Source organism: Micromonospora sp. BQ11 (genome assembly GCF_052068135.1).
Classification (GTDB): Bacteria; Actinomycetota; Actinomycetes; order Mycobacteriales; family Micromonosporaceae; genus Micromonospora.
Genome location: NZ_JBQHDB010000015.1, coordinates 128,211 through 152,208, shown reverse-complemented (window position 1 = coordinate 152,208; position 23,998 = coordinate 128,211). Strand labels below are relative to the sequence as shown.

The window sequence follows — 23,998 nt, the reverse complement described above, 5'->3', positions numbered from 1 at the left end:
GTCCGTCCGGGTAACCCCGGCCTACCCCACCTCGGCCGCCCTGTCCGCCGCCGTGAGGAAGTCGTCCACCAGGTCGGCGGTGTCCTCGATGCCGGTGGAGATGCGCACCAGCCCATCCCCGATGCCGGTGGCGGCCAACTGCTCGGCGTCCACGATGCCCGCCCACATCGACCGGGGGTGCACCACCAGCGTGCTGACGCTGCCCAGGCTGGCCGCTCGCTTGGCCAGCCGTAGCCCGGTCAGCAGCGCGGCGGCACCCGCCCGGCCCGCCTTCAGGTCGACGCTGAGCACCCCGCCGAAGCCGGTCATCTGCCGGCGGGCCAGCGCGTGCTGCGGGTGCGACGGCAGCCCCGGGTAGCGGACCCGGGCCACCGCCGGGTGCTCCTCGAGGGCGCGGGCCAGGGCGAGGGCGTTGGCGTTGTGCCGCTCCACCCGCAGCGGCAGCGTACGGATGCCGCGCAGCAGCAGCCAGGCGTCCACCGGGCCGAGGGTGCTGCCGGTGACGATGGCCGTCTGCCACACCCGCTCGACCAGCTCGGTGGAGCCGACCACCACCCCCGCCGACACGTCGGAGTGGCCGCCGAGGAACTTGGTGCCGCTGTGCCAGACGAGGTCCGCCCCGGCCGCCATCGGACGCTGGTTGATCGGCGTGGCGAAGGTGTTGTCGACCACGACCAGCGCGCCGGCCGCATGGGCCAGCTCCACCACGGCCGTCACGTCGGTCAGCTCCAGCAGCGGATTGCTCGGCGTCTCCACCAGCACGAGGCGGGTCCGCGGCCGCAACGCCCGTTCGAACGCCGCGGTGTCGGTCTGGTCGACCTGGGTGTACGACACCCCGAACCGTGGCAGCAGGCCGGTGGCGAGCGAGGTGGTGCCGCCGTACGTGCTGCGCTGCACCACCACGTGGTCGCCGGCGGAGAGCAGGGCCAGCGCGAGGGTGCTGATCGCGCCCATCCCGGAGGCGGTGACCAGGCCCGTCTCCGCGCCCTCCAGCTCGGCGACGACGGCGGCCACCTGGGCGTGGTTCGGGTTGCCGTACCGCGTGTAGAAGGCACTGCCCCGTGTCTCGGTGGCGATCTCGGTGAACTGCTCGTCGGACTCGGCGCTGAAGGTCACGCTCTGCACGATCGGCGGCGCCACCGCCCCGCCCGGGACCAGGCCGTCGTCACCGTGCACGGCGGCCGTGCTGAAACCGGTCATGAACGGGCCACCCGGTCCACCAGCCTGTCGTAACTGCCCAGCGTCACGAACTCGGGCAGCGTGAGGTCACTGCCGTGGCGCTGCCGCAGCACGGTGACCAGTCGCAACGCGCGCAGCGAATCCCCGCCGGCGGCCGACCAGTCGGTCGCCGGATCACCCGGCGCGACGCCGAGCACCTCTTGCCAGGCCGCCGCCACCCGGGTGGCCCACCGCGCCCGCGCGTCGTCGCCGGCCGCCCGCCCGCCGGTGGGCACGGCGGGCAGCGGCGCGTTCGGGTCAGCCGCCAGCAGCCGACGGAAACCGTCGGCGAAGGTGTCCACCCGGTCCGCGGCGACGTTTCGGTGGTCGTACTGGAGGGTGAGGGCCAGGCGGCCGCTGTCGGCGTCCAGTTCGGCGTCGACGGCGAGGCTGAACGCCACGTCCACGGTGACGCCCCGACTGTCCACGATGCGGGTGCCGCCGCCGGCTGGTTCGTGCGGGAAGTGGGTCCAGTTGAAGAAGTGGTCGAAGCGAGGTCCGGTCCCACCGGAGCGGACGATCTCCGCGAGCGGGAAGCGGTGGTGCCCCATCATGTCCCGTTCGAGCCGCCACACCTCGGTCGCCAGCTCGGCCGGCGAGCGGGTGCCCAGCTCCACGCTGACCGGCAGGGTGTTGAGGAACAGCCCGAGCGTGGCGTCGCTGCCCTCTCCCTCCGGCCGGCCGCCGACCACCAGACCACTGATCACGTCGTCCCGGCCGGCGAGCTCGCCGATCATGCGCAGGTGGATGGCGAGCAGCCAGGACTTGACCGGCACCCGGGCGGCCCGGGCCGCCTCGGTGACCACGTCGGTGGTTCCCGCCCTGAGTGGCACCTGCTGGGTGGTGGTGGTCCGTGGCCCCGCCCCACCGAGCAGCAGCGGCGGCACCGCGGCCGCGCCGTCCAACCAGAACCGGCGGGTGGCCCGGTCGGCCAGGGCGCGCCGCTCGGCGGCCACGTAGTCCCGGAACGGCAGGCCGGGGCGGGCCGGGTGGACCGTGCCGGCCCGCTCCCGGTCGTACGCGGCGAGCAGGTCGGTGCGGAACAGGTGCAGACTCCAGCCGTCGAGGATGGCGTGGTACTCCGCGACGATCAGGGTGAACGTGTCGGCGTCCTCCCGAACGGCGTGCAACCGCAGCAGCGGCGGGCGGGCCCAGTCGAAGGGGCGTACCCGTTCGGCCGCGACGAGTTCGTCGATCCGGGCCCGGCGGGTCTGCCGGTCGGCGCCGGTCAGATCCGTCACCGGCACCTCGACCTGCACGTTGGCGTGCACGAGCTGCAACGGCTCCGAGTACGCGCCCAGCGCGAACCCGGTTCGCAGCACCGGGTGGGCGGCCACCAGACCGGTCAGCGCACGCCGCAGCGCGGGCGCGTCCAGCGGCGCGGCGATCCGGTGCGTGGTGACGTTGTGGTACATCGCCGGGTCGCCGGTCAGCTCGCTGTGATAGACCATGCCCTGCTGGAGAGTGGTCATCGGGTACGCGTCGGCGAGCCCGGCGGGCAGCAGTTCCCGGTCGGCGGCGGCCACCAGCGCGAAGCGCCCGGCCAGCTCCGCCGCCGCGGCCGGATCGGTGCCGGTCCCGGTGAGGGTGATCTCGCCGTGCGTGACCAGCTCGCGGATCGTCTGGTACGTGAAGATGTCGCCGAGCCGGAAGGACAGTCCCCGCCTGTTCGCCGCGACCTGCATCTGGATGCTGCGGATGGAGTCGCCGCCGAGCGCGAAGAACGGATCCGTCACGCCGACGTCCGCCACTCCCAGAACTTCCCGCCACGCCTCGACCAGGATCTCCTCGGCCCGGCCGGCCGGTGCCACCGCCGTGCTGTCGCGGGGCCGGTCGAGGCGCGGCGCGGGCAGCGCCGCCCGGTCGAGCTTGCCGTTGCCGGTCAGCGGCAGCTCGTCGAGGAGCACCACCGCGGCCGGCACCAGGTGGGCCGGGAGCCGGTCGGCCAGCCAGCCGGTGAGTCGCTCGTCGAGGGGCCCGGCCGTCGGTCCGGCCGGAACGGCCACCGCCGGGCGCGGATCGGCGGCGTACTCGGGCCGCACGGCGTGCAGCGTGTGCCGGTCGGTGCCGTGCAGCAGATCGTCCTGCCGGGTGACCACGGCGAAGCCCCGCGCCTGGAAGAGGGCGACCAGTTCGGCCAGCCGGCCCTCGGTGTCGGTGCCCGACGCGTCGTGCACCTCCATGGCGACCTGCGCGACCAGCGGCCAGTGTCGATCCTCCAGCCCGGCGAGCACGTCCGCCTCGGCGCGCTGCACGTCGACCTTCAGCAGGTCGATCCGCTCCGGGGCGAACTCGTCGAGGACGGCCGACAGCGGCCGGACCGGCACGGTGAGCTCCCGGCCGGCGAAGCGTTCCGCGAGCAGTTCGTCGACCCGGTCGAGCAGCACGTCGCGGCCGTCGACGCCGGCGTCCCGCTCGTTGGCGAGGAACCGTTTGATCACCGCCACCTCGGCGTCCGGGTCGGCGTACGCGGCGTGGCCGGACATCATCGAGTAGCCCGGGTAGTAGGTGAAGGACACCTCCCCGGCCGTCCGGGACAGCCCGCAGGAGTGCACGGTGGCCGGTACGCCGAACTCGGCGACGTTGCGGCGCAGCACGTCGGCCACCGACGGCACCGGCTCGAACGCGTGGATCGTGGCGTCCGGGCACACGGCGTGCACGAACAGGGAGAACATGCCGATGTTCGCGCCCACGTCGAAGACGGTGGCCCCGGGCCGCAGCACGATGCCGTCGCGCAGGTAGACCCGCTGGACGAAGATCTCGTCGTACAGGTAGCGGGTCTCGTGCGGGTTGACCCCGGCGATCCGGTCGACGTCGACGTCTAGCGATCGGCCGCCCGGCCGGACGTAGGCGACGAGCCGGTCGCCGTGTCCGTCGTCGTCGCGGGCCACCACGGCGGCGTCGGCCACCTCCGGGTGCTCGCGCAGGACCGCGGCGACCTCGCCGGGCTCCACCCGGAATCCGTGGATCTTCACCTGGTCGTCCAGCCGGCCCAGGTAGCGCAGCCGCCGGTCGGCGTCGAAGCGGACCCGGTCGCCGGTGCGGTACACCCGCTCGGTGCGGCCGGACGGCAGCGCCACCGGCACGAACCGCTGCGCGGTGGTCTCCGGGTCGCCCCGGTACCCGTCGGCGAGCTGCGGCCCGCTGACGCAGAGTTCCCCGGCCACGCCCGGGGGCACCGGCCGAAGCTGCTCGTCGAGCACCCACACCGCGACGCCGGGCAGCGGCCGGCCGATGGTCGGGGCGTCCCCGGCCCGCACCTGCGCCGCGCTGGTGTCCACGGTGCACTCGGTCGGGCCGTACAGGTTGACCGCCCGGACGTCGGGCAGCGCCGCCACCGTCTCCCACAGGTCCGGCGCGATCGCCTCCCCACCGAGCAGCAGCAGCCGGGGCAGCCGGGTGCCGCCCGCCCCGGCGAGCAGGATGCGCAGTTGGGAGGGGGTCAGGTCGAGCACGTCGACGCCGTGCTCGGCCAGCGTGGCGGCCAGCGCCGCCCCGTCCCGGCGGGCCTCCTCGGGCACCACGTAGAGGCTGCGGCCATGGCCGAGCTGCACGAGCTGCTTCATCGAGGCGTCGAAGGTGAGCGGAGCGTTCACCGCCACCCGCAGGCCCGGAGGGCTGTCCGCGTACACGGTCCGCTCCAAGGCGTCGGCCAGGTGGGCGGCGGCGGCGTGGGACACCTGCACCGGGCGGGGCGTGCCGGTGGAGCCGGAGGTGAAGATCACGTACGCCGGGTCGGTCGGAGCCGGCACCGCGGCGGGCGGGTGGTCCCCGGCCGCGACGAGGTCGTCGACCGTCACGGTCGCCGGGCCGCCGTCGCCCACGACCACCTCCGCGCCGACCGCGCGGACCTGGGCGGCGAGACGCTGCGCCGGGGCGTCCGGGTCCAGCGGGACGAAGACCGCCCCGGCGCGCAGCACGCCGAGGAACGCCACGACGGTGTCCCGGGACCGCGCGGCCAGGACCCCGACCGGGGCGCCGGACAGGCCGCGCGCGGCCAGCGCGCCGGCCACCCGCGCGGCCCGCTCCCGCAGCTCACCGACCGTGTACGCGCCGTCCGCAGCGACCACCGCCACGGCCTGCTGGTTCGTCCCCGCGAGGCCCGCGTCGAACAGGTCCACGAGGGTACGCGCCGGCGCCTCGGACGGCGTTTCCGCCGCGTCGGCCAGCCAGCCGGCCTCGGCGTCGCCGAGCGCGACCGGCGCCGCGGCGGTGGTGAGCGCGGCGGGCAGGGTCCGCAGGATCGCCAGCAGCGCGTCCAGCAGCCACTGCCCACCGACCACCCGCAGGATGATCCGGTCGCCGTCGATCAGCGCGGTCAGCTGCGGACCGGCCGCCGCCGGTGGAGCGGCGACCTCCACGGCGACGCCACCGAGTCCGGCCACCGTGGCCGGGGCGGCGGCGGGCGGCACCGCGAAACCGGCGACCGCCCCGGACTGCTCGTTCACCGGGTCGACCAGGTGGAACGTGTCGTCGGCGGCGGTCTCGGCGGCGCGGACGAGGGCCAGCAGCTCGGCGGGTGCGGCGGGCAGCGGCAGGGCCAGCCGGAGCGGGACGTAGCCGCCCAGCGGGCCCACCACCTCGGCCGTGCCGGCGGCGTGGCGGCCGTCGCTCCACCGGGCCAGCACCAGATCCGCCTCGTCGGCGTCCTCCGGCGCCTCGGCCCGACGGGAGACCGCGAGGGCCCACGCGGCCAACAGCACGGTGGCCGGCTCGACGCCGTAGGCCCGTGCCACGTCGGCCAGCTCGGCGGCGGAGACGGTCGCGGTGACCGCGGCGCTCGGGTCGTCCCCGTGCGGGGTGACCAGCCGCGCAGCCGGCGCGGCCGGCGCGGCGGGCGAAGCCTGCTGCTCGCGTTCCTCGAGCTGCCACTCGGCGACGTCGAGGAACTGCAGCGCCTCCGGGTCCTCCGGCAGCGCCTCGCCGGCGTACGCCCGGGCCAGGTCGGCGAGGACCAGGAGCAGGCTGGTCGGGTCGGCGATCACCGGGGTGGCGGTCAGTTCCAGGGCGTCGTCGGTGAGGGTGACCGACAGCTCGCCCTGTGCACCGAGGGTGACGCTGCGGCCGTCGTCGACGTCCTGCATCGGCACCCGCAGACCCGGGTGGTGCACCAGAGTCAGGCGCAGCGCCTCGTGCCGGGCCACCACCGTGTCCAGGGCGGTCTGCAGCCGGGCCCGGTCCAGCGGGTGGGCGAGCCGTACCCGCGCCCGGACCAGGTCGTGCTTCGCGGACCAGGCGAGCCGCTGGACGGGGGACAGACGGTAGCCGTTCACACCACGCTCCGGTTGACGTAGAGGTCGGACATGGCGACCAGGATCTGCCGGTCGCCGCTGAAGGGTTCGCGACCGTGGGTCGCCAGGACGTTGTCCACCACCAGCACGTCGCCGCGCTGCCAGGGAACCGACACCGCGTGTTCCCGATACAGGTCCCGGATGCCGGCGACCACCTCGTCGGGGATCGGCTCGCCGTCGCCGTGGTAGGCGTTACGGGGCAGCCCTTCCGGGCCGTACTCGCGTCTCAGCGCGCCGGACACCTCCGCCGGCATGTTGGACACGTGGAACAGGTGGGCGTGGTTGAACCACACCGTCTCCCCGGTACGCGGATGCGTGGCGATCGCCTGCCGCCGGGCCCGGGTCCGCAGCCCGTCGGGGCCCAGCCAGGTGAACTCGGTGGCCGACGCGGCGCAGTACGCCTCCACCTCCGCCCGGTCGGTGGTCTGGAACGCCTCCTGCCAGGGCAGGTCCAGGTGCGGACCGTAGTTGCGCACGTAGCAGACCCCGGAGCGGAGGAACCGTTCCCGCACGTCGGTGGGGATCAGCGGGGTGATGACGCGCTCGCTGGCCAGCGGGGTGGCCCCGCCGCTGCCGGTGGCCGGCTGCGCGCACCAGAAGTAGAGGTAGCTGGGCCAGTTGTGCGAGTACGACATCTCGTGGTGCAGCGGGATCCACTGCTCGGCGTTGAACTCGGTGGAGGTGAACACCCTGTCGGCGACCTCGTGCCGTGGTGCGGCCCGTTCCAGGTAGCCGAGCAGGTCCGGGCTGACCGCCCGGGCGGCCTGGCTGAAGTCGGCGGGAGTGCGCACCTCGAAACCGCGGAAGAACACCGCCCCGTAACGGTCCAGGTCCCGCAGCAGCTCCTCGCGGCGGCCGGCGAGCCAGCCGGCCAGGTCGAGGTCGGGCACGTTCGCCTCGACGAGCAGCACGAACTCCTCGTCCACGAGCACCCGCCGGGTCACCGGCGAGGCGACCGCGCCGGTACCGCGCCGACGCGGCGCCGGCCCGCTCATGCCCGGTCCCGGGTGGCGTTCGGCACCGGGCCGGAGCGGACCGCCTCGGTCAGCTCGGGCGCGGCGACCGGGTCGGACATCGCGGTGAGGATCCGCCGGGGCGGGGTGAACGGCTCGCGGGCGTGCGCGGCCAGCATGTTCTCCACCAGCAGCACGTCGCCGCGCTGCCAGTCGAAGGAGCGGGTCTCGGCCGCGTACGCGGCCCGCAGCTCGGCCAGCACCTCGTCCGGAATGGGCGTGCCGTCGCCGTACGCGGTCTGGTAGGGCAGGTCCTCCTCGTCGAGGGCGGCCCGCAGGCCGGCGCTGACGTCTCCGGGCAGGGAGGTGACGTGGAAGAAGAGCGCGTGGTTGAACCAGGTCCGCTCGCCGGTGACGGGGTGGCGGCGCACCGCCGGGCGGACCTGCCGGGTACGCAGCTGTCGCTCACCGACCCACTCCACGTCGATCAGCGCCCGCGCGCAGTACGCCTCGACGTCCTCGCGCCGTGCGGTCTGGAACGCGGTCTGCCAGGGCAGGCTGATGCCGGGCAGGTAATTGCGCCGGTAGAGCACACCGCGCTGCTCGAACCCGGTGACGGTCTCCGGGTCGAGCCGGGCGAGCACCCGCCGGCTGTCCGCGAGCGGGGTACGCCCACCGGCGGCCGGCGCCACCTCGCAGTGGAACACGATCCGCAGCGGCCAGTTCACCGTGTACGACTGCTCGTTGTGCAGCACGATCGGCTGGTCGGCGGGGTGCTCGGTGGAGGTGTACACCCCCTCGGTGACCTGGCTGCGTGGTGAGGACCGTTCGCCGTAGGAGAGCACCTCGGCGGAGAGTGCGGCCATCACGGTGCGGAAGTCGGCGGCGCCGGCCACGGCGAAGCCACGGAACAGCACGGCCCCGTGCCGGCGGGCCAGTTCGTCGACCTCGTCGCGGTGGCCGGCCAGCCAGCCGGCCAGATCCACGTCCGGCATGGTGGCCCGGACCAGCGCCGGCAGCGGGCCGCCGGGCCAGTCGGGGCGGACGTCCACCAGGTTGCGTTCACGGCCGCGACGGGGAATGGTCCGCGCGACCCGGGCCTGCTCAGTCATCTTCCGCTCCCAGGGTGTCGACGCAGTCGGCCAGACTGCGCCGGGGGTCGGCGGCAGCGGTACGCAGCAGCGCCGTGAACCGGCGGTGCCACGCGACCACCCCGTCGTGGTCGAACAGGTCGGTGCGGTACGTCCACAGCGCCGCCAGCCCGGCCCGCCGCTCGTCGAGCCAGAGGGTCAGGTCGAGCCGGGCGGTGTCCGGGGTCAGCTCCACGCCGCTGAACTCGACGCCGGCGGCGCCGCGGTGCCGGGCCGGCGGGGCGTTCTGCACGCCGAACGCGACCTGCACCAACGGGGTGCGGTGCGGCCGGCGGGTGGGCCGCAGTCGTTCCACCAGCAGGTCGAAGGGGACGTCCTGGTGGGCGGCGGCGAACAGGGTGACCCGGCGGGCCTCGGCGAGCAGGTCGGTGAAGCGGCCGTCCGGTGCGGTGCGCAGCCGCAGCGGCACGGTGTTGACGTGGCAGCCGACGCTGTGTTCGGCGGCGACGCTGGTCCGGCCGGCGAAGGCCACGCCGATCAGCAGGTCGTGCCGGCCGGTGGCCGCGCCCAGCAGGGTGGCGAAGGCGGCCAGCCCGACCATGTGCAGGCTGACCCGTTCGGCCCGGGCCAGCTCGCGTACCGCGTCGGCGGTGCTGGGGTCCACGGTGGTCCGCAGCGCGGCGCCGGACCGCGGGGTCCGGCCCGGCCGCGCGGCGGACGGCGGCCGGGCCGGCCCGGCCGTGGCCGCGCGTCGGTCGAGGCGGTCCGGTGGGGCGGCGGGCAGGTCGAGCAGATCGGGTGCGCCGCGCAGTTCGTCGAGCACGTCGGCCAGCGCCTGCCGCCCCGCCGGCCCGGCCAACCAGTCTCGCTGGGCCAGGGCGAACGCCGCCGGACCGGCCGCCGGAGATTCCGGCACCGCGTGGCCGTCCCCCTCGATGTCGTACGCCCGGGCCAGCTCCCGCACGATCAGGCCGAACGACCAGTCGTCGCAGACGATGTGGTGCACGACCAGCAGCAGTGCCACCGCGTGGCCGGTGTCGTCCGGCACCAGGAGGGCGCGGAGCAACGGGCCGGTGGCCAGGTCCATCGGGGCCCGGGTGGCCTCGGCGGTGAGCCGGGTGAGCCGCTCGTCGAGCGGCGTGCCCTCATCGGGTGGCGCGACGACCGGCGGCGGTCCGGCGGTCGGGCGGACGAGCTGCACCGGCCCGTCCGGCCCGGACGGGAACACCGTGTGCAGGGCCGGATGCCGGTCGACCACCCGACGCAGCGCCCGGGCCAGCCGGTCGGCGTCCAACGGCGCGTCGAACCGCACCGCGAAGGCCAGCAGGTACGAGGTGTCGTCCGGGGCGAGCCGGTGCAGGAACCACAGCCGGGCCTGCGCGGCGGAGAGGGGCGCGGGGCCGGCGGGCGCCGGACCGACCGGCTCCCCGGCCGGCGTCGGCTCGGCGGCCAGCCCGTCGAGGTGGGCCGCCAACGCGGCCACGGTCGGGTGGGCGAAGAGGTCGCCCGGTCGGACCGGCCGCCCGGTCGCGGCGGCCAGCCGGGTGGCGCAGCGGACCGCGAGCAGGGAGTCGCCGCCGAGGGTGAGGAAGTCGCTGTCGGCGGCGGTGACCGGCACGCCGAGTACCTCGCGCCACACCGCCGCCACCGTGCCGGCCGTCCCGTCGAGCGGCCCGGCGTCGGGACCGGCTCGGTCGCCGAGGGTGGGTGCGGGCAACGCCGACCGGTCCACCTTGCCGTTGGGCAGGGTGGGCAGCCGGTCCAGCCAGACCACGGTCGCGGGAACGAGCGGCGCGGGCAGCACCCCGGCCAGCCGGGCCCGCACGTCGTCGCGCCGCTCGCCGACCAGGTAGCCGACCAGCAGCGGGTCCCCGCTCGGCCCGTCCCGCACGGCGGCGGTCGCCTCGCGTACGCCGGGCAGGGCGGCGAGGCGGGCGGAGACCTCACCCAGCTCGATCCGGTAGCCCCGCAGCTTCACCTGGTCGTCGAGGCGACCCAGGTACGCCAACTGTCCGTCCGGGCGCAGCCGGACCCGGTCGCCGGTGCGGTACATCCGCTCGCCGGGGCGGAACGGATCGGGCAGGAACCGGGCCCGGCTCTCCTCGGGCCGGTCGAGGTAGCCCCGGGCCAGGCCCGCCCCGGCCAGGTGCAGCTCGCCCGGATCACCCGGCGGGACCGGCCGCCCGTCGGGGTCGAGGACGTAGGCCCGGGTCTGCGGCAGCGGCCGGCCGATCGGCGGGTCCCCACTGTCCGGCGGCACCTCCGCCCAGGTGGAGTAGGTGGTGTCCTCGGACGGGCCGTAGAGGTTGCAGAGCCGGCGTACGTGCGGACGGGCCCACACCCGGGCGGCCAGCGCGGCGGTGAGTGGCTCACCGGCCAGGCAGACCGTCCGCACGCTCGCCGGCAGGGCACCGGCGGTGAGGAGTTCCCCCATCGCCGAGGGCACGGTGTTGACCAGGGTGACGGGCAGCCGGTCCGCGCCGGGGGCGGCGAGGGCCAGCACGTCGTCGACGAGCAGGACCCGGCCGCCTGAGCAGAGCGGACCGAAGATCTCGAAGACGGACAGGTCGAAGCAGACGGAGGTGGCGGCGAGCACGCCGCCCAGTTCGACATCGTCGAAGGTCTGCCGGGTCCAGCGCATGAGCACCGACGCCGAGCGGTGTTCGATGGCCACGCCCTTGGGCCGCCCGGTGGAGCCGGAGGTGTAGATGACGTACGCCAGATCGGTCGGCGTCGTCGGCGCCGCCGGGTCGGTGCCGTCCCCGCCGAGGTCCAGTCGGTCGATCGGGACGGCCAGGCCGGGGAATCGGCCAGCGAGGTCTGCGCGGGTCAGCACCAGCCGCGCCCCGGAGTCGGCGGTCATGAAGGCCACCCGGGCCGGCGGGTACGCCGGATCGAGCGGGACATAGCAGGCCCCGGCCTTGAGGACGGCGAGCAGGGCGACCACCAGTTCGGGCGTCCGCGGCAGGCAGACGCCGACGCGTTCCTCCCGGGTCACCCCTCGTGCGAGCAGGACCCGGGCCAGCCGGTTCGCCGCCTCATCGAGGTCGCGGTACGACCACGCGCGGTCGGCGTGCCGTACCGCCTCCGCCTCCGGGGTCCGGGCGGCCTGCGCGGCCACCATCCGGTGCAGACAGTCCACTTCGGCCGGGCCGCCGGTGGCGCGCCGGCTGCCGGTTCGGCGGGTCGGGCCGGCAGGTCGGGCGGGGGCGCTCATCGGCGACCACCGCGCCCGCCCGCCCGGACCGGTCCGGTCCGGTCCGCGCCTTTGCCGCCGTGCAGCGCGAGCCGGCGGTCGGCCTCGGCCTGCAGCTGGTCCTTGTCGGCGATGATGATCGTGCCGGGATCGTTGTCGGGCAGTTCGTCCTCGATGTCGCGGATCGGCCGGTAGGCGATGCCGGCCGCGGCGAGGGCGAGGGCGCAGAGACCGGCCACGATCGCCGCGAGGGCCATGCCGCGGCCCGGGCCGGTGCCGACGACGGCGGACAGCACACCGCCGGGCGACACCAGCGGGGCGAAGACGTGCTCGGCGAGCGGACCGGCGGAGAGGAAACCGGCCGGCACCATCAGCCAGGACAGCATCTGGCCCATCGACAGCACCCGGCCCTGCAGGTCCAGCCCGACCTTGGCCTGCACGATGGCCAGCCAGTGCGTGTTCACCAATGCCGTGGCCAGGCCCATGCCGAACAGGCCGAGGGCCGGGAACAGCGGGTTCGGGCGCAGGCCGACGGTGAGCAGCGACGCGCCGAGCAGCACGACGCTGGCGAGGATGCCGGTGGTACGCCGGGCCGTGCCGCCCCACACCGCCATGAGGACCGAGCCGACGAGCATGCCCACGCCGCTGGCGGCGAGCACCCGGCCGAGCACCGCCGGGTCGCCGAACGACAGGGTCAGCGGGGTGACCAGGACCTCGACCATGGCGAAAAAGTAGTTCAGCGACGCGGTCAGCACGACCAGGGCCACCAGGCCGTGCCGGCGGACGATGAACCGCCAGCCGCCCAGGACCGCCCGCCGGAACGGTTCCTCGCGTCGTACGAACAGGGTGTCCGGGAAACGGACCGACAGGGTCACGGCCACCGCGACGGCGAAGGTGAGCAGGTCGATGACGACGATCCCGCGTAGTCCGACCGCGATCACCAGCGCACCGCCGAGCAGTGGCGCCAGCACGGTGCTCGTCGCGGTGGCGAGGGAGACGATCCCGTTGGCGCGCCCGTAGTACCGCTTCGGCACGAGTTGCGTGACGGCCGCCAGGTAGGCGGGTAGCTGGAAGGCGGTCGCCACCGCGGTGACGGTGATGGCGGTGAACACGTGCCAGAGCTGGAGCTGGCCGAGCCACAGCAGCAGCGCGAGGCTCACCGTGCCGGTGGCGGCCAGGCAGTCCGCGACGATCATGATCAGCCGCCGGTCCCAGCGGTCGGCCAGCGCACCCGCGACCGGGGACAGCACCACGGCGGGCAGCAGCGCCAGGACGGTGGCCGTGGCGAACAACGAGATCGACCGGGTCTGCTGGTACACCCACAGGCCCATGCCGAAGCCGGTCAGTCCGCTGCCGATGAGTGAGACGAGCTGACCCATGGCGACCAGGTAGAACACCGTCAGGCTGGGCACCGCACGGCGTACGGCGGGTGGGGTGGCCTCCGTCGCCGGCTCCGCGACCGCCGCTGCGGCCACGGCGGCGTCGGCGGGCGTGGCCGCGTCGTCGGCCGACGGCCGGGCCGGCTCCGCCATGGACGGGTCGCAGGTCGCCAGGATGATGCGCGCCACCTCGGCGGGCTGGTGTTTGGCGAAGTAGTGCCCGGCGCCCTCGATGACCTCCAGCGACACCCGGTCGGAGAAGAACGTCCACTCCAGGTACCGCTCCTGGTACAGCTCGGTGGCGCGGTCGCCGCTGCCGATGACGCTGACGATCGGGGCGGACAGCTTCCGGGGCAGGCCCTCGGTGTAGACAGCGGTGTAGTAGTCCTCGACCTTGGCGGAGTCGGCCAGCACCACCCGCATCACGAAGTCCTTTTCGCGCTCGTCGAAGACCTCGGTGAAGAAGCCCATCGCGCGCAGCGCCTCCAGAGTCCGCCGCTTCGACCACCAGCGCTCCATCGGGAACCACCGGCGCAACCAGGTGAACAGCCGGCCGGGCAGGCGCGGGGCGGGGAAGTGGGCGCCGACGACCACGCCGGTCAGCTCGACGCCGGCCGCCTCGAGCCGGCGGGCCAGCTCCACCGCCTCGGCGCCGCCCACGCAGTGCCCGTACACCGCCACCGGACCGGTGATCTGGTCGACCACCTCGGCGACGCAGCGGTCCACCAGTTCGTCCATGCCGAGCAGGGGCTCGTCCGGGCGGTTCAGGTCGTGACCGGGCCGCTCCAGGGCGTACAGCGCGACGCCCGCCGGGAGGGCGTCCGCCAGCGGCTGGAAGGTGATCGCGCTGCCACCGCCGAACGGTACGCAGACCAGGGTCAGCCGCGCCGGCGTCGCCGGCCGCGACGGGGTCAGCTCGTGCAGCAGCCGCCCGACGGAACCCCCGGTGGCGTCCAGGTGCTCGGTCAACGACCGGATCGTCGGATGGCGGAACAGGTCGAGGACGCTGATCGCCGGGTCGTTCCCGGCCAACGCCTTGATGGCCTTGAAGGAGTCGCCGCCGAGGTCGAAGAAGTCGTCGTCGATGCCGACGCTGTCGTAGCCGAGCACCGCCGCCCACCGCTGCGCCAGGGCCTTCCGCAGCGGGGTGTCGGGCGGCGTCGCGCCGACGCCGGCCCCACCGCGGACCGGTGCTGGCAGGGCGGCCCGGTCGACCTTGCGGTTGGCGCTCAGCGGCATCCGGTCGAGCACCACGAACGCGGACGGGACCATGTAGTCCGGCAGGTAGGTGCGGGCGTACGCCCGCCACGGCGCCGGGTCGACGTCGAAGTCGGGTACCGGGGCCGGTGCCGCACCGGCGTCCGGTCCGGCCGCGTCGGCCGCCGCGCCCGTGGTGAGCGTCAGGTAGGCGACGATGCTCTTCTCACCGTCGTCCTCGCGGACCACCACCGCGGTGTCGCGGACCGACGGGTGGCCCCGCAGCACCGCCTCGATCTCGCCGAGCTCGATGCGGAAGCCACGCACCTTGACCTGCGAGTCACTGCGGCCGACGTACTCGATCCGGCCGTCGGCCAGCCACCGGCCGAGGTCGCCGGTGCGATACAGCCGGTCGCCGGAGAACGGGTCCGGCACGAACCGCTGCGCGGTGAGGTCGGGGTCGCCGAGGTAGTCGCGCGCCAGTCCCGCGCCGCCGAGGTACAGCTCGCCCAGTGCGCCCACCGGGGCGGGGGAGAGCTGCGGGTCGAGCACGTAGGCGCGCACGTTGCCGATCGGGCGGCCGATGGTCAGGTGCCCGAAGCCGGGTCCGAGGCGTTCCATGGTGGACCAGACGGCGGCTTCGGTCGGACCGTAGAGGTTCCACAACGCACCTACCCGTTCGGCGAGCTGCCGGGCCAGCGGCGCGGACACCGCCTCGCCGCCGCACACGGCCGTCAGGCCGGGCAGTCCGGTCCAGCCGGCCTCGATCAGCAGCCGCCAGGTCGCCGGGGTGCCCTGGGCCAGGGTGACTCCCTCCGCGGCGAGCAGTGCGGCCAGTCGCGGCGCGTCGTAGCCGACGTCGCGTCCCACCAGCAGCATTCGGGCGCCGACCACCAGGGGCAGGAAGAGCTCCGGTACGGACATGTCGAAGGCGAAGCTGGCCATCGCGAGCATCGTGCCGTCGCTGGTCAGGCCCGGCCGTTCGCGCATGGCGGCCAGGGTGTTGACGACCGCGCCGTGCGTCACCCGGACCCCCTTGGGGCGGCCCGTCGACCCGGACGTGTAGATCACGTACGCGAGGTGGTGCGGTCCGGCCAGCGGCTCGGGGTCGGTGTCCGGCTCCGCGTCCGGCGCCCCGCCGGCGAGCAGCACCTCGCCGGCGTACCCGGCGAAGCGGTCGGCGAGGCCCGCCTCGGTGACCAGGACGGTGGCGCCGCTGTGTGTCAGCACGTACCGCTGCCGCTCGATCGGATAGTCGGGGTCCACCGGGACGTACGCGGCGCCCGCCTTCAGCACGCCGACCAGCGTGACCGGCAGATGCTCGGAGCGGTCGAGGCAGACGGCGACCGTGTCGTCGGGGCCGACGCCGGCCCGGCGGAGCCGGTGCGCGAGCCGGTTGGCCCGGGTGTTGAGCTGGGCGTAGCTGAGTGTGGTCGTCCCGAACGTCACCGCGGGCCGGTCGGGGTTCGTGGTGGCCTGGTGTGCGATCAGCTCGACCAGGGTCGGTGTCCCCCCGTCGCGGCCGGGCGTGGCCCAGCCGAGCGGAGTGGCGGTGTCGTTCCACTCGGTGACGCGGGCCAGCTCGGCGGGGGTGAGGACGGTCAGGTCCGCCAGCCGGGCGCCGGGGTCGGCGACGGCGGCGGCGAGCAGCGTCTCCAGGTGTCCCATCATCCGCTCGGCGGTGGCCGCGTCGAACAGGTCGGTGTTGTACTCCAACCGGAACCGCAGCCCCTCGGCCACCTCGTACGCGTACAGGGCGAGGTCCTGCTGGGCGATGCCCGGCTCGACGGCGAAGGGGACCATCCGCAGCCCGGTCGTCCCCAGGTCCCGCTGCTCGGGGAGGTTCAGCAGGTTGAACATCACCTGGAACAGCGGGTTCCGGCTGAGGTCGCGGGGCGCGTCGACGAGGTCCACCAGGCGCTCGAACGGCACCTCCTGGTGGTCGTACGCGCCCAGGGCGGTGCGCCGTACCTGCCGGAGCAGTTCCTCGAAGGTCCACTCGCCGTCGATCGAGGTCCGCAACGGCAGCATGTTGACGAAGAAGCCGACCATCGGTTCGAGCTCGGCGCGGACCCGCCCGGCGACCGGAGTGCCGACGCAGATGTCCCGCTGGCCGGTGTAGCGCCACAGCAGCGCCTTCAGGGCGGACAGCACCGTCATGGCCAGGGTGGCGCCCCGGGCCTGGCTGAACCGGCGCAGTTCGTCGGCGGTCCGCGGGGGCAGGACCCGGGCGTGGACCGCGCCGCGGAAGGTCTGCACGGGGGGCCGCGGCCGGTCGGTGGGCACCTCCAGGACGCTCGCCACCCCGTCGAGCTGCGTGCGCCAGTACCGCATGTCGTCGCTGTCGGCGTCCGCCAGCCGGCTGCGCTGCCAGCGCGCGTAGTCGCCGTACTGGACGGCCAGTTCGGGCAGCGGTGAGGGGCGACCGTCCAGGGCGGCGTCGTAGAGGGTGGCCACCTCACCGGCGATGATGCCGAGGGACCAGCCGTCGGAGACGTTGTGGTGCATGGTCAGCGACAGCACGTGCCGGTCGTCGGCGATACGCAGCAGCACGGCCCGGAACAGCGGCCCGCGGGCCAGGTCGAAGGGACGTCGGACGTCGGCGGCCAGGGCGGCGTGGGCCCACTGCGGCACCGCGTCGGCGACCGCCGGCTCCACGATGCTGCAAAGGACCGGGGTCGGGCCGTCCGCGCCCGTCGGCGCGGAAACGATGGGCAGGTCGATCGGACCGGGCGGCAGCACGTCCTGTACGGGGTCGCCGTCGGCTCCGAGCGGGAAGACGGTACGCAGCGACTCGTGTCGCCGGGCCAGCTCCGCGAGGGCCCCGCGCAGCGCGTCGACGTCGAGGGTGCCGTCCAGCAGCAGTGCCGTGCCGACGGTGTAGGCGTTCTGCTCGTACGCCTGGTCGAGGAACCACAGCCGGTGCTGTCCGGAGGAGAGGGGCGCCGGTCCGGCGTCGGGGTCGGCGCGGGGGATGGCCGGCTCGGCCGGCTCGGCCGGCGCCGCGGCGGGCTGCTCGGCGGGGGCGGACGTGGCGGCGGGTGCGGCGGTGGGGGCGGGCAGCGCCGTCGCGATCCCGGCGACGGTCGGTGTCGCGAAGACCGCCTCCAGCGGCAGCGCGACGCCGAGCCGGGCCCGCAGCCGCACGACGAACTGGGTGGCCAGCAGCGAGTGCCCGCCCAGCTCGAAGAAGTTGTCGAGCGCCCCGATCGGTCGGATGCCGAGCAGCTCGGTCCAGAGCTCCGCCACGCACTCCTGCGCGGGGGTGCTCGGAGCGACGTAGGCCGTGCTGACGGCCGGCCGGTTGCCGACGTGGACGGGCTCGGGCGCGTCCGGGGCGATCGGGCAAGCCGCCGGCGGGGTGGGCGCCGGCTCCGCCGTGCCGGTCCGTGGCGCCGGGTCCACCCAGTAGCGGTGCCGCTCGAACGGGTAGCCGGGCAGGGGCAGGCGGCGGCGCGGGCCACCGTGGAACCGTCGCCAGTCGACCCGCACGCCGGACAGCCACAGCCGGCCGACCGCGTCGAGCATCGTGGTGAGGTCGTCGGCGTCGCCGCGCGGATGCCGCATCGCCGCCACCACCTGGCCGGGGCGCATTCCGGCCAACCGCGCCAGGCCACCGAGGGCGTGCCCGGGACCCAGCTCCGCGAGGACGACGTCCTGCTCGGCGAGCAGCGCGGCCGACTCGGCGAACCGGACCGGCTCCCGCATGTGCCGCACCCAGTACCCCGGGTCCGTGACCTGCCCGGGGGTGACCGGGCCGCCGGTCAGGTTGGTCAGGTACGGGCGTTCCGGTTCGTGGTAGGTCACCCGGCGGGCGTGGTCGGCGAACTCGTCGAGCACCGGATCGAGCAGGGCGGAGTGGTAGCCCCGGGTGACCCGCAGCGGCCGGCACTCGACCCCGTCGGCGGTCAGCCGCCGGCGCAGCTCCCCGATCGCCTCCGCAGCGCCGGACAGCACGCACAGCTCGGGTGCGTTGACGGCCGCCAGCGACAGCCCGTCCGCCAGCAGCCCGGCCACCGCCGTCTCGGGCAGGCTCACCGCGAGCATCGCCCCGGCCGGGTTCCGTTCGACCAGCTCACCGCGGGCGCTCACCAACCGCACCGCGTCGGCCAGGGAGAAGACGCCGGCGAGGCACGCGGCGACGTACTCGCCGAGGCTGTGTCCGACCATCAGGTCGGGGGTGACCCCACGGGCGATCAGCGACCGGGCGAGGGCGTACTCGGTGACGAACAGCGCGGGCTGGATCAGCCGGGGCCGCGCGAGCAGCCGCCCCGCCTCCGGATGGCCGTCGGGGGCCGGGCAGAGCAGCGTACGCAGGTCGAGGCCCAGGTCGTCGCGGAGCAGGTCGGCGCATTCGTCCACCACGGCCCGGTAGGTCGGCTCCGCGTGGTACAGGCCGGCGCCCATTGCCACGTGCTGGGCGCCGTGGCCCGGGAAGGCGAACACCAGCGCCCGCGGGCCGCCAGGATGAGCGCCGGTGAACTGCCGCTGCGGCGCGTCGAGGGCGGCCAGCGCGTCGGCGCGGTCCGCCGCGACGAGGAAGCGCCGGTGGGTCATCGGCTGGCGCCGGCCCAGGTTGGCCGCCACGTCGGCGAGGTCCACCTCGGGCTGCGCGCCGAGCCAGTCCCGGACCTGGCGCGTCTGCCGCTCCAGCGACTCGACCGTACGGGCCGACACGACCAGCAGTTGCGGCCCGCCGGCCCGCGTGGCCGGCGGGGCGGCGGTCGTGGCCGGCGGCTCCTCCAGCACGACGTGGGCGTTCGTGCCGCCCATGCCGAACGAGCTGACCCCCGCCCGGCGCGGGCCGTCGCCGGGCCACGGCCGGGCGGTGTCGTTCAGGTAGAACGGGCTGCTCTCGAAGTCGATCGCCGGGTTGGGTCGGCTCACGTTGATGGTCGGCGGCAGCGTACGGCTGTACAGCGCCATGATCGTCTTGAGCAGGCCGGCCACACCGGCCGCGGCGTCGGTGTGCCCGATGTTGGCCTTGGCGGAGCCCAGGGCGCAGAAGCCACGCTCGTCGGTGTCGCGCCGGAACGCCTCGGTCAGGGCGGCCACCTCGATGGGATCGCCGAGGCTGGTGCCCGTGCCGTGGGCTTCCACATAGCTCACCGAGCGGGGTTCCACGCCTGCCGACGCGAGGGCGCTGCTGATCACCGCGACCTGGCCGTCGACGCCCGGCGCGGTGTAGCCGGTGCGGCGGGCGCCGTCGTTGTTGATCGCGGAACCGCGGATCACGGCGTAGACGGTGTCGTTGTCGGCGACCGCGTCCTCGAGCCGCTTGAGCGCGACGATGCCGACCCCGCTGGAGGCGATGCTGCCGCGCGCGTCCGCACTGAAGGGGCGGCAGTGCCCGTCGGGGGAGTACACCCCGCCGTCGTGGTAGAGGTAGCCGCGTCGCTGCGCCGGGAAGACGCTGACCCCGCCGGCCAGGACCAGGTCGGACTCGCCGGTCAGCAGGCTGTGCCGGCCGAGGTGCACGGCAACCAGTGAGGTCGAGCAGGCCGTGGCCACGGTGACGGCGGGGCCGGTCAGGTCGAGTTTGTAGGCGACCCGGCTGAGCAGGAAGTCCTTGTCGTTGCTGATCGACAACTGGTGCTCGCCGACGGTGTGCATCAGCTCCGGGTGGCTGCTCAGGTGATCGAGGAGGTACGTGCTGCGACCCGACCCGGCGAACAGGCCGATCCGGCCGGCGTGGCCGGACGGGTCGTAGCCGGCGTGCTCCAGCGCGTGCCAGGCGCACTCCAGCAACATCCGGTGCTGCGGGTCGAGGGTCTGCGCCTCGCGGGGCGTGATGCCGAAGAAGGCCGCATCGAACTCGTCGATCCCGGGCAGCCAGGTGCCGGCCCGGACGTACGCGGGATCGTCGAGCCGGGTCGGGTCCGCCCCGTCGGCCAGCATCTCCTCGACGGTGAACTCCCGTACCGACTCCACCCCGGTACGGATGTTGTGCCAGTACTCGTCGATGGTCCGCGCACCGGGAAAGCGGCAGGCCATGCCGACGACGGCGATCAGGCCGCCGGGCCGGCCGGTGTGGTCGGTCGCGCCGGTCCGTGGCCGGGCCACACGGGCGGGGGCGGCCGGGGTGGTCGTGCCGGTGGTGGCGGTGGTCAGGAACGTCGCCAGGGACTCGACCGTGGGGTTCCGGAACAGGTCGGTGACCGTGACGACGTCACCGAGCCGTCCGCGCAGCCGTTCCAGGACGGCCAGCAGGCGCATCGAGTGGCCGCCGAGGTCGAAGAAGTTGTCCCGCGTCCCGACCCGCGCAACGCCGAGCACGTCGCGCCACACGTCCACGACCAGCCGCTCCAGGCCGATCCGGGCGGCGTCCCAGTGCGCCGGTCCGGGCTCGGCGGGGGCGGTCGTCGGCTGTTCGGACGCCGGCTGTTCCGGTCCGGCGGTGCGCTGCCGTGGCCCGTCCCGACCGGGAGCGGGCAGCGCGGCGGCGTCCACCTTGCCGTTGCGGGTCAGCGGCAGCGCGTCGAGGAAGACGACGGCGGCGGGCACCAGGTAGGACGGCAGCTCGGCGGCCAGCGCCGTCCGCAGGGTCGCCGCGTCGGTCTCCGCCCCGCCCGCCACGTACGCGACCAGTCGCGGGTCGTCGGGATCGTCCCGGCGCAACTGCACCGTCACGTCGCTGTCCGGCCGACACCGTCGGACGGCTGCCTCGACCTCGCCGCACTCGACGCGGTAACCGCGCAGCTTGACCTGGTTGTCGGCGCGGCCCAGGTATTCGAGGTTCCCGTCGGGGCGCAGGCGCACGAGGTCACCGGTGCGGTACAGCCGCGCGCCGGGGACGGACGAGAACGGGTGCGGAACGAACCGCTCGGCCGTCACCGTCGGCTGGTGCAGGTAGCCGCGCGCCACGCCGGCTCCTCCGACGTGCAACTCGCCGATCACGCCCACCGGGACGGGGTTCCGCCAGGTGTCCAGCACGTACAGCTCGGTGTTGGCGATCGGCCGGCCGATGGGGACGGACCCGTCGGCCGGCGTGGCCGGGTCGACCTCGTACGCGGCGCAGCCGACGACGGTCTCCGTCGGCCCGTACTCGTTGACGAGCGCGGTGTCGGGGGCGTGCGACCGCCACGGTGCCACCTGGTCGGCGCGCAGGTTCTCGCCGCCGATGACGAAGCACCGGGTACGGTCGGCCATCTCGGCGGGGCTGAGCTGGTGGTTGACGAGGTCGAGCTGGGCCGGGGTGATCTTGACCAGGCCGAAGGCCGGTCGCCGGCGGCGCAGCGCCTCGCCGAGCGCCTCCGGGCCGAGGTGTTCACCGAGCATCAGCACGGCGGCCCCGCTGGTGAGCGGGACCAGCAGGCTCGTGACGGTCAGGTCGAACCCGACCGACGAGTGCAGCGGGACGGTGTCCCCGGGCCGCAGCCGATAGGCCTGGGCGGCCCAGCGCACGTAGTTGCAGACACCCCGATGGGTGACCAGGACGCCCTTGGGGCGGCCGGTGGACCCGGAGGTGTGGATCACGTACGCGAGGTCGTCCGCCGAGGGCATCGGCCGCCGTCGCGGCCGTCGCCGCGGGCCGCCGGCATGCCGATCGGGTTGGGCCTGCGGGACCGGCGTGTCCGGGTCCGGCACCAGCAGCGCGGTGCCGTCGGGCACCAGGTGCGCCAGCTCGGCGCTTGTGAGGACGACCGGGGTGGCCGTGTCGTCGATCAGATACCGCAGCCGGGCGGGCGGGTTCGCCGGATCCATGGGTACGTAGGCCGCGCCGGCTCGCAGCGCGGCGAGCACCGCCACCGCGAACGCAACGGAGCGTGGCAGCAGCACACCCACCAGGCTGCCGATGCCGACGCCCCGCCCGCGCAGCGTCTCCGCCAGCGCCTCGGCCCGCGTGTGCAGCTCGTGGTAGCTCAGCGCGGTGTCCCCGTCGGTCACCGCTACGCCGTCGGGGGTCCGGCGCGCCTGCCGCTCGATCAGCAGGTGAACCAGATCGTCGGGTTCCGCGGGGGTGGCGGTGCGGTTCGCCTCCACGACGAGCCGCCGGTACTCGTCGGGGGTGAGCATCGCGGCCGAGCCGACCGGTGCGTCCGGGTCGGCCACCAGCGAGCGCAGCAATGTCTGGAAGTGTCCGGCGAGGCGGGTCATCGCGTCGTCGTCGAACAGCTCGGTGCGGTACTCCAGCACGGTCCGCACACCGTCGGCGTTCTCCCGTACCGAGACGGTGAGGTCGAACTTGGCGGTGGTGCCGGGCACCTCGATCGGGGTGACCTCGAGGCCGTCGAGGCGGGGCGGCGTGACCTCGCGGCCGTACACGAACATCACCTGGAACAGCGGCGTGAAGCCGGGTCGGCGGGCCGGGCGGAGCGACTCCAGCAGCGTCCCGAAGGGAAGATCACCGTTGCCGACGGCATCGAGGGCGGCGGTGCGCACCCGTTCGAGCAGCGTCTCGAACGACGGGTCGTCGTCCAGTCGGGCCCGGACGGCGACGGTGTTGAGCAGCAGTCCGACGAGCTTCTGCGCCTCGACCCGCCGGCGGTTGGCCACGGGCGTGCCCACCAGGATGTCGCGTTGCCCCGTCCAGCGCGCCAGCAGCACGTGCAGCGCGGCGAGCATGACCATGTACGGCGAGACGCCGACGCGTCGGCACAGATCCAGCAGCCCGTCGGTGGGCACGTCCAGCGGGAACGACAGGGTGGCCCCCGCGCCGGACGGCACGGCGGGCCGGGGACCTCGGGTGGGCAGCTCCGGGACGGCGGGTGCGTCGGCGAGCTGCCGGTGCCAGTAGTCGCGCTGCGCCGCTGCCTCGGCCCCGTGGAGCCAGTCGTGCTGCCACGCCGCGTGATCGCGGTGGTCGACGGCGACCGGGTCGAGGTCCGCCGGTCGTCCGGTGCGGTGTGCGGCGTAGAGCCGTTCCCACTCGTCGTGAAGGATGCCGAGCGACCACTCGTCGACGGCGACGTGGTGGATCGTCAGCAGGAGCACGTGCTCCTCCGGCCCGCAGCGCAGCAGGCTGGCCCGCAGCACCGGTCCGCGTTCCAGATCGAGCGGGATGCGCGTCTCCGCGTGGATCCGGGCCTGCAACTCCTGGTCGTGTTGCCACGCGGGCAGCCCGCTCAGATCGTGCACCCGCAACAGCCCGGGCTGCGGCTCGTGGACCACCTGAACCAGGCGCGATGCCGCGTCCACCTCTGACGGCCCCACGGTCGGGTCGGCGGATGCCAGGGTGGTACGCAGCGCGGCGTGCCGGGCCACCAGCGCGTCCAGCGCCGCGGTCAACGCCGCCACGTCCAGCGGCCCCTGGAGCCGGTACGCCAGCGGCACCAGATAGGTGGCCGGATCGGGGTCGAGACGGCTCACGGACCACATCTGGCGTTGCTCGTGGGTGGCCGCGACCGGGTCGCCGGCAGGGTCGAGCCGGAGCGATGCGACGGGCGTCACCTGCCGGGACCTCAGGACGTCGGTCATCGCGTCGCCTCCTCCTTCGTACCAGCACCGGCCGGGAGGCCGCCGCCGACGCGGCGGTCCGGTCCCACAATGGCTCGTGACCTGGTATCCGAACCTGCCGTGATGGCTGGTCGACGTGGGGCCGGCCCGGCCGTTGGAGTGGGCCGTGGATACGGTGCGGGCATGCTGTGACACGACCGGCCGGAGGGTCGCCCCGCGGCTCGGAAGCTACCCGTGCCGGGGCCGGCATCAGTCGTTTCTGCGACAGATGCCGACC

At 74.6% G+C, this 23,998-nt stretch carries 6 protein-coding genes; all 6 read right to left on the bottom strand.

The window, feature by feature from the left end:
- Positions 1–21: 21 nt before the first annotated feature.
- Genes ACTMSW_RS26510 through ACTMSW_RS26485 form a run of 6 tightly spaced genes read right to left on the bottom strand, consistent with a single transcriptional unit; the run spans position 22 to position 23,742 of the window.
- Positions 22–1,200, bottom strand: a complete 1,179-nt coding sequence (locus ACTMSW_RS26510) for a trans-sulfuration enzyme family protein (RefSeq protein ID WP_441183411.1) — start codon at positions 1,198–1,200, stop codon at positions 22–24.
- On the bottom strand, positions 1,197–6,491 hold the full coding sequence (locus ACTMSW_RS26505) for an amino acid adenylation domain-containing protein (protein ID WP_441183410.1): 5,295 nt from the start codon (positions 6,489–6,491) through the stop codon (positions 1,197–1,199). Before ACTMSW_RS26505 ends, ACTMSW_RS26510 begins: the two co-directional genes overlap by 4 nt.
- Entirely contained in the window at positions 6,488–7,504 is a 1,017-nt protein-coding gene (locus tag ACTMSW_RS26500) for a TauD/TfdA family dioxygenase (protein WP_441183409.1), read from the bottom strand. Before ACTMSW_RS26500 ends, ACTMSW_RS26505 begins: the two co-directional genes overlap by 4 nt.
- Entirely contained in the window at positions 7,501–8,574 is a 1,074-nt protein-coding gene (locus tag ACTMSW_RS26495; RefSeq protein ID WP_441183408.1) for a TauD/TfdA family dioxygenase, read from the bottom strand. The genes ACTMSW_RS26500 and ACTMSW_RS26495 overlap by 4 nt, the downstream gene beginning before the upstream one ends.
- Positions 8,567–11,770 (bottom strand): amino acid adenylation domain-containing protein, encoded by a 3,204-nt coding sequence (locus tag ACTMSW_RS26490; RefSeq protein ID WP_441183407.1) that lies wholly within the window; start codon positions 11,768–11,770, stop codon positions 8,567–8,569. Before ACTMSW_RS26490 ends, ACTMSW_RS26495 begins: the two co-directional genes overlap by 8 nt.
- The gene (locus ACTMSW_RS26485) at positions 11,767–23,742 is read right to left on the bottom strand and encodes an amino acid adenylation domain-containing protein (RefSeq protein ID WP_441183406.1); all 11,976 of its coding nucleotides are present in this window, start codon (positions 23,740–23,742) and stop codon (positions 11,767–11,769) included. Before ACTMSW_RS26485 ends, ACTMSW_RS26490 begins: the two co-directional genes overlap by 4 nt.
- Positions 23,743–23,998 lie beyond the last annotated feature (256 nt).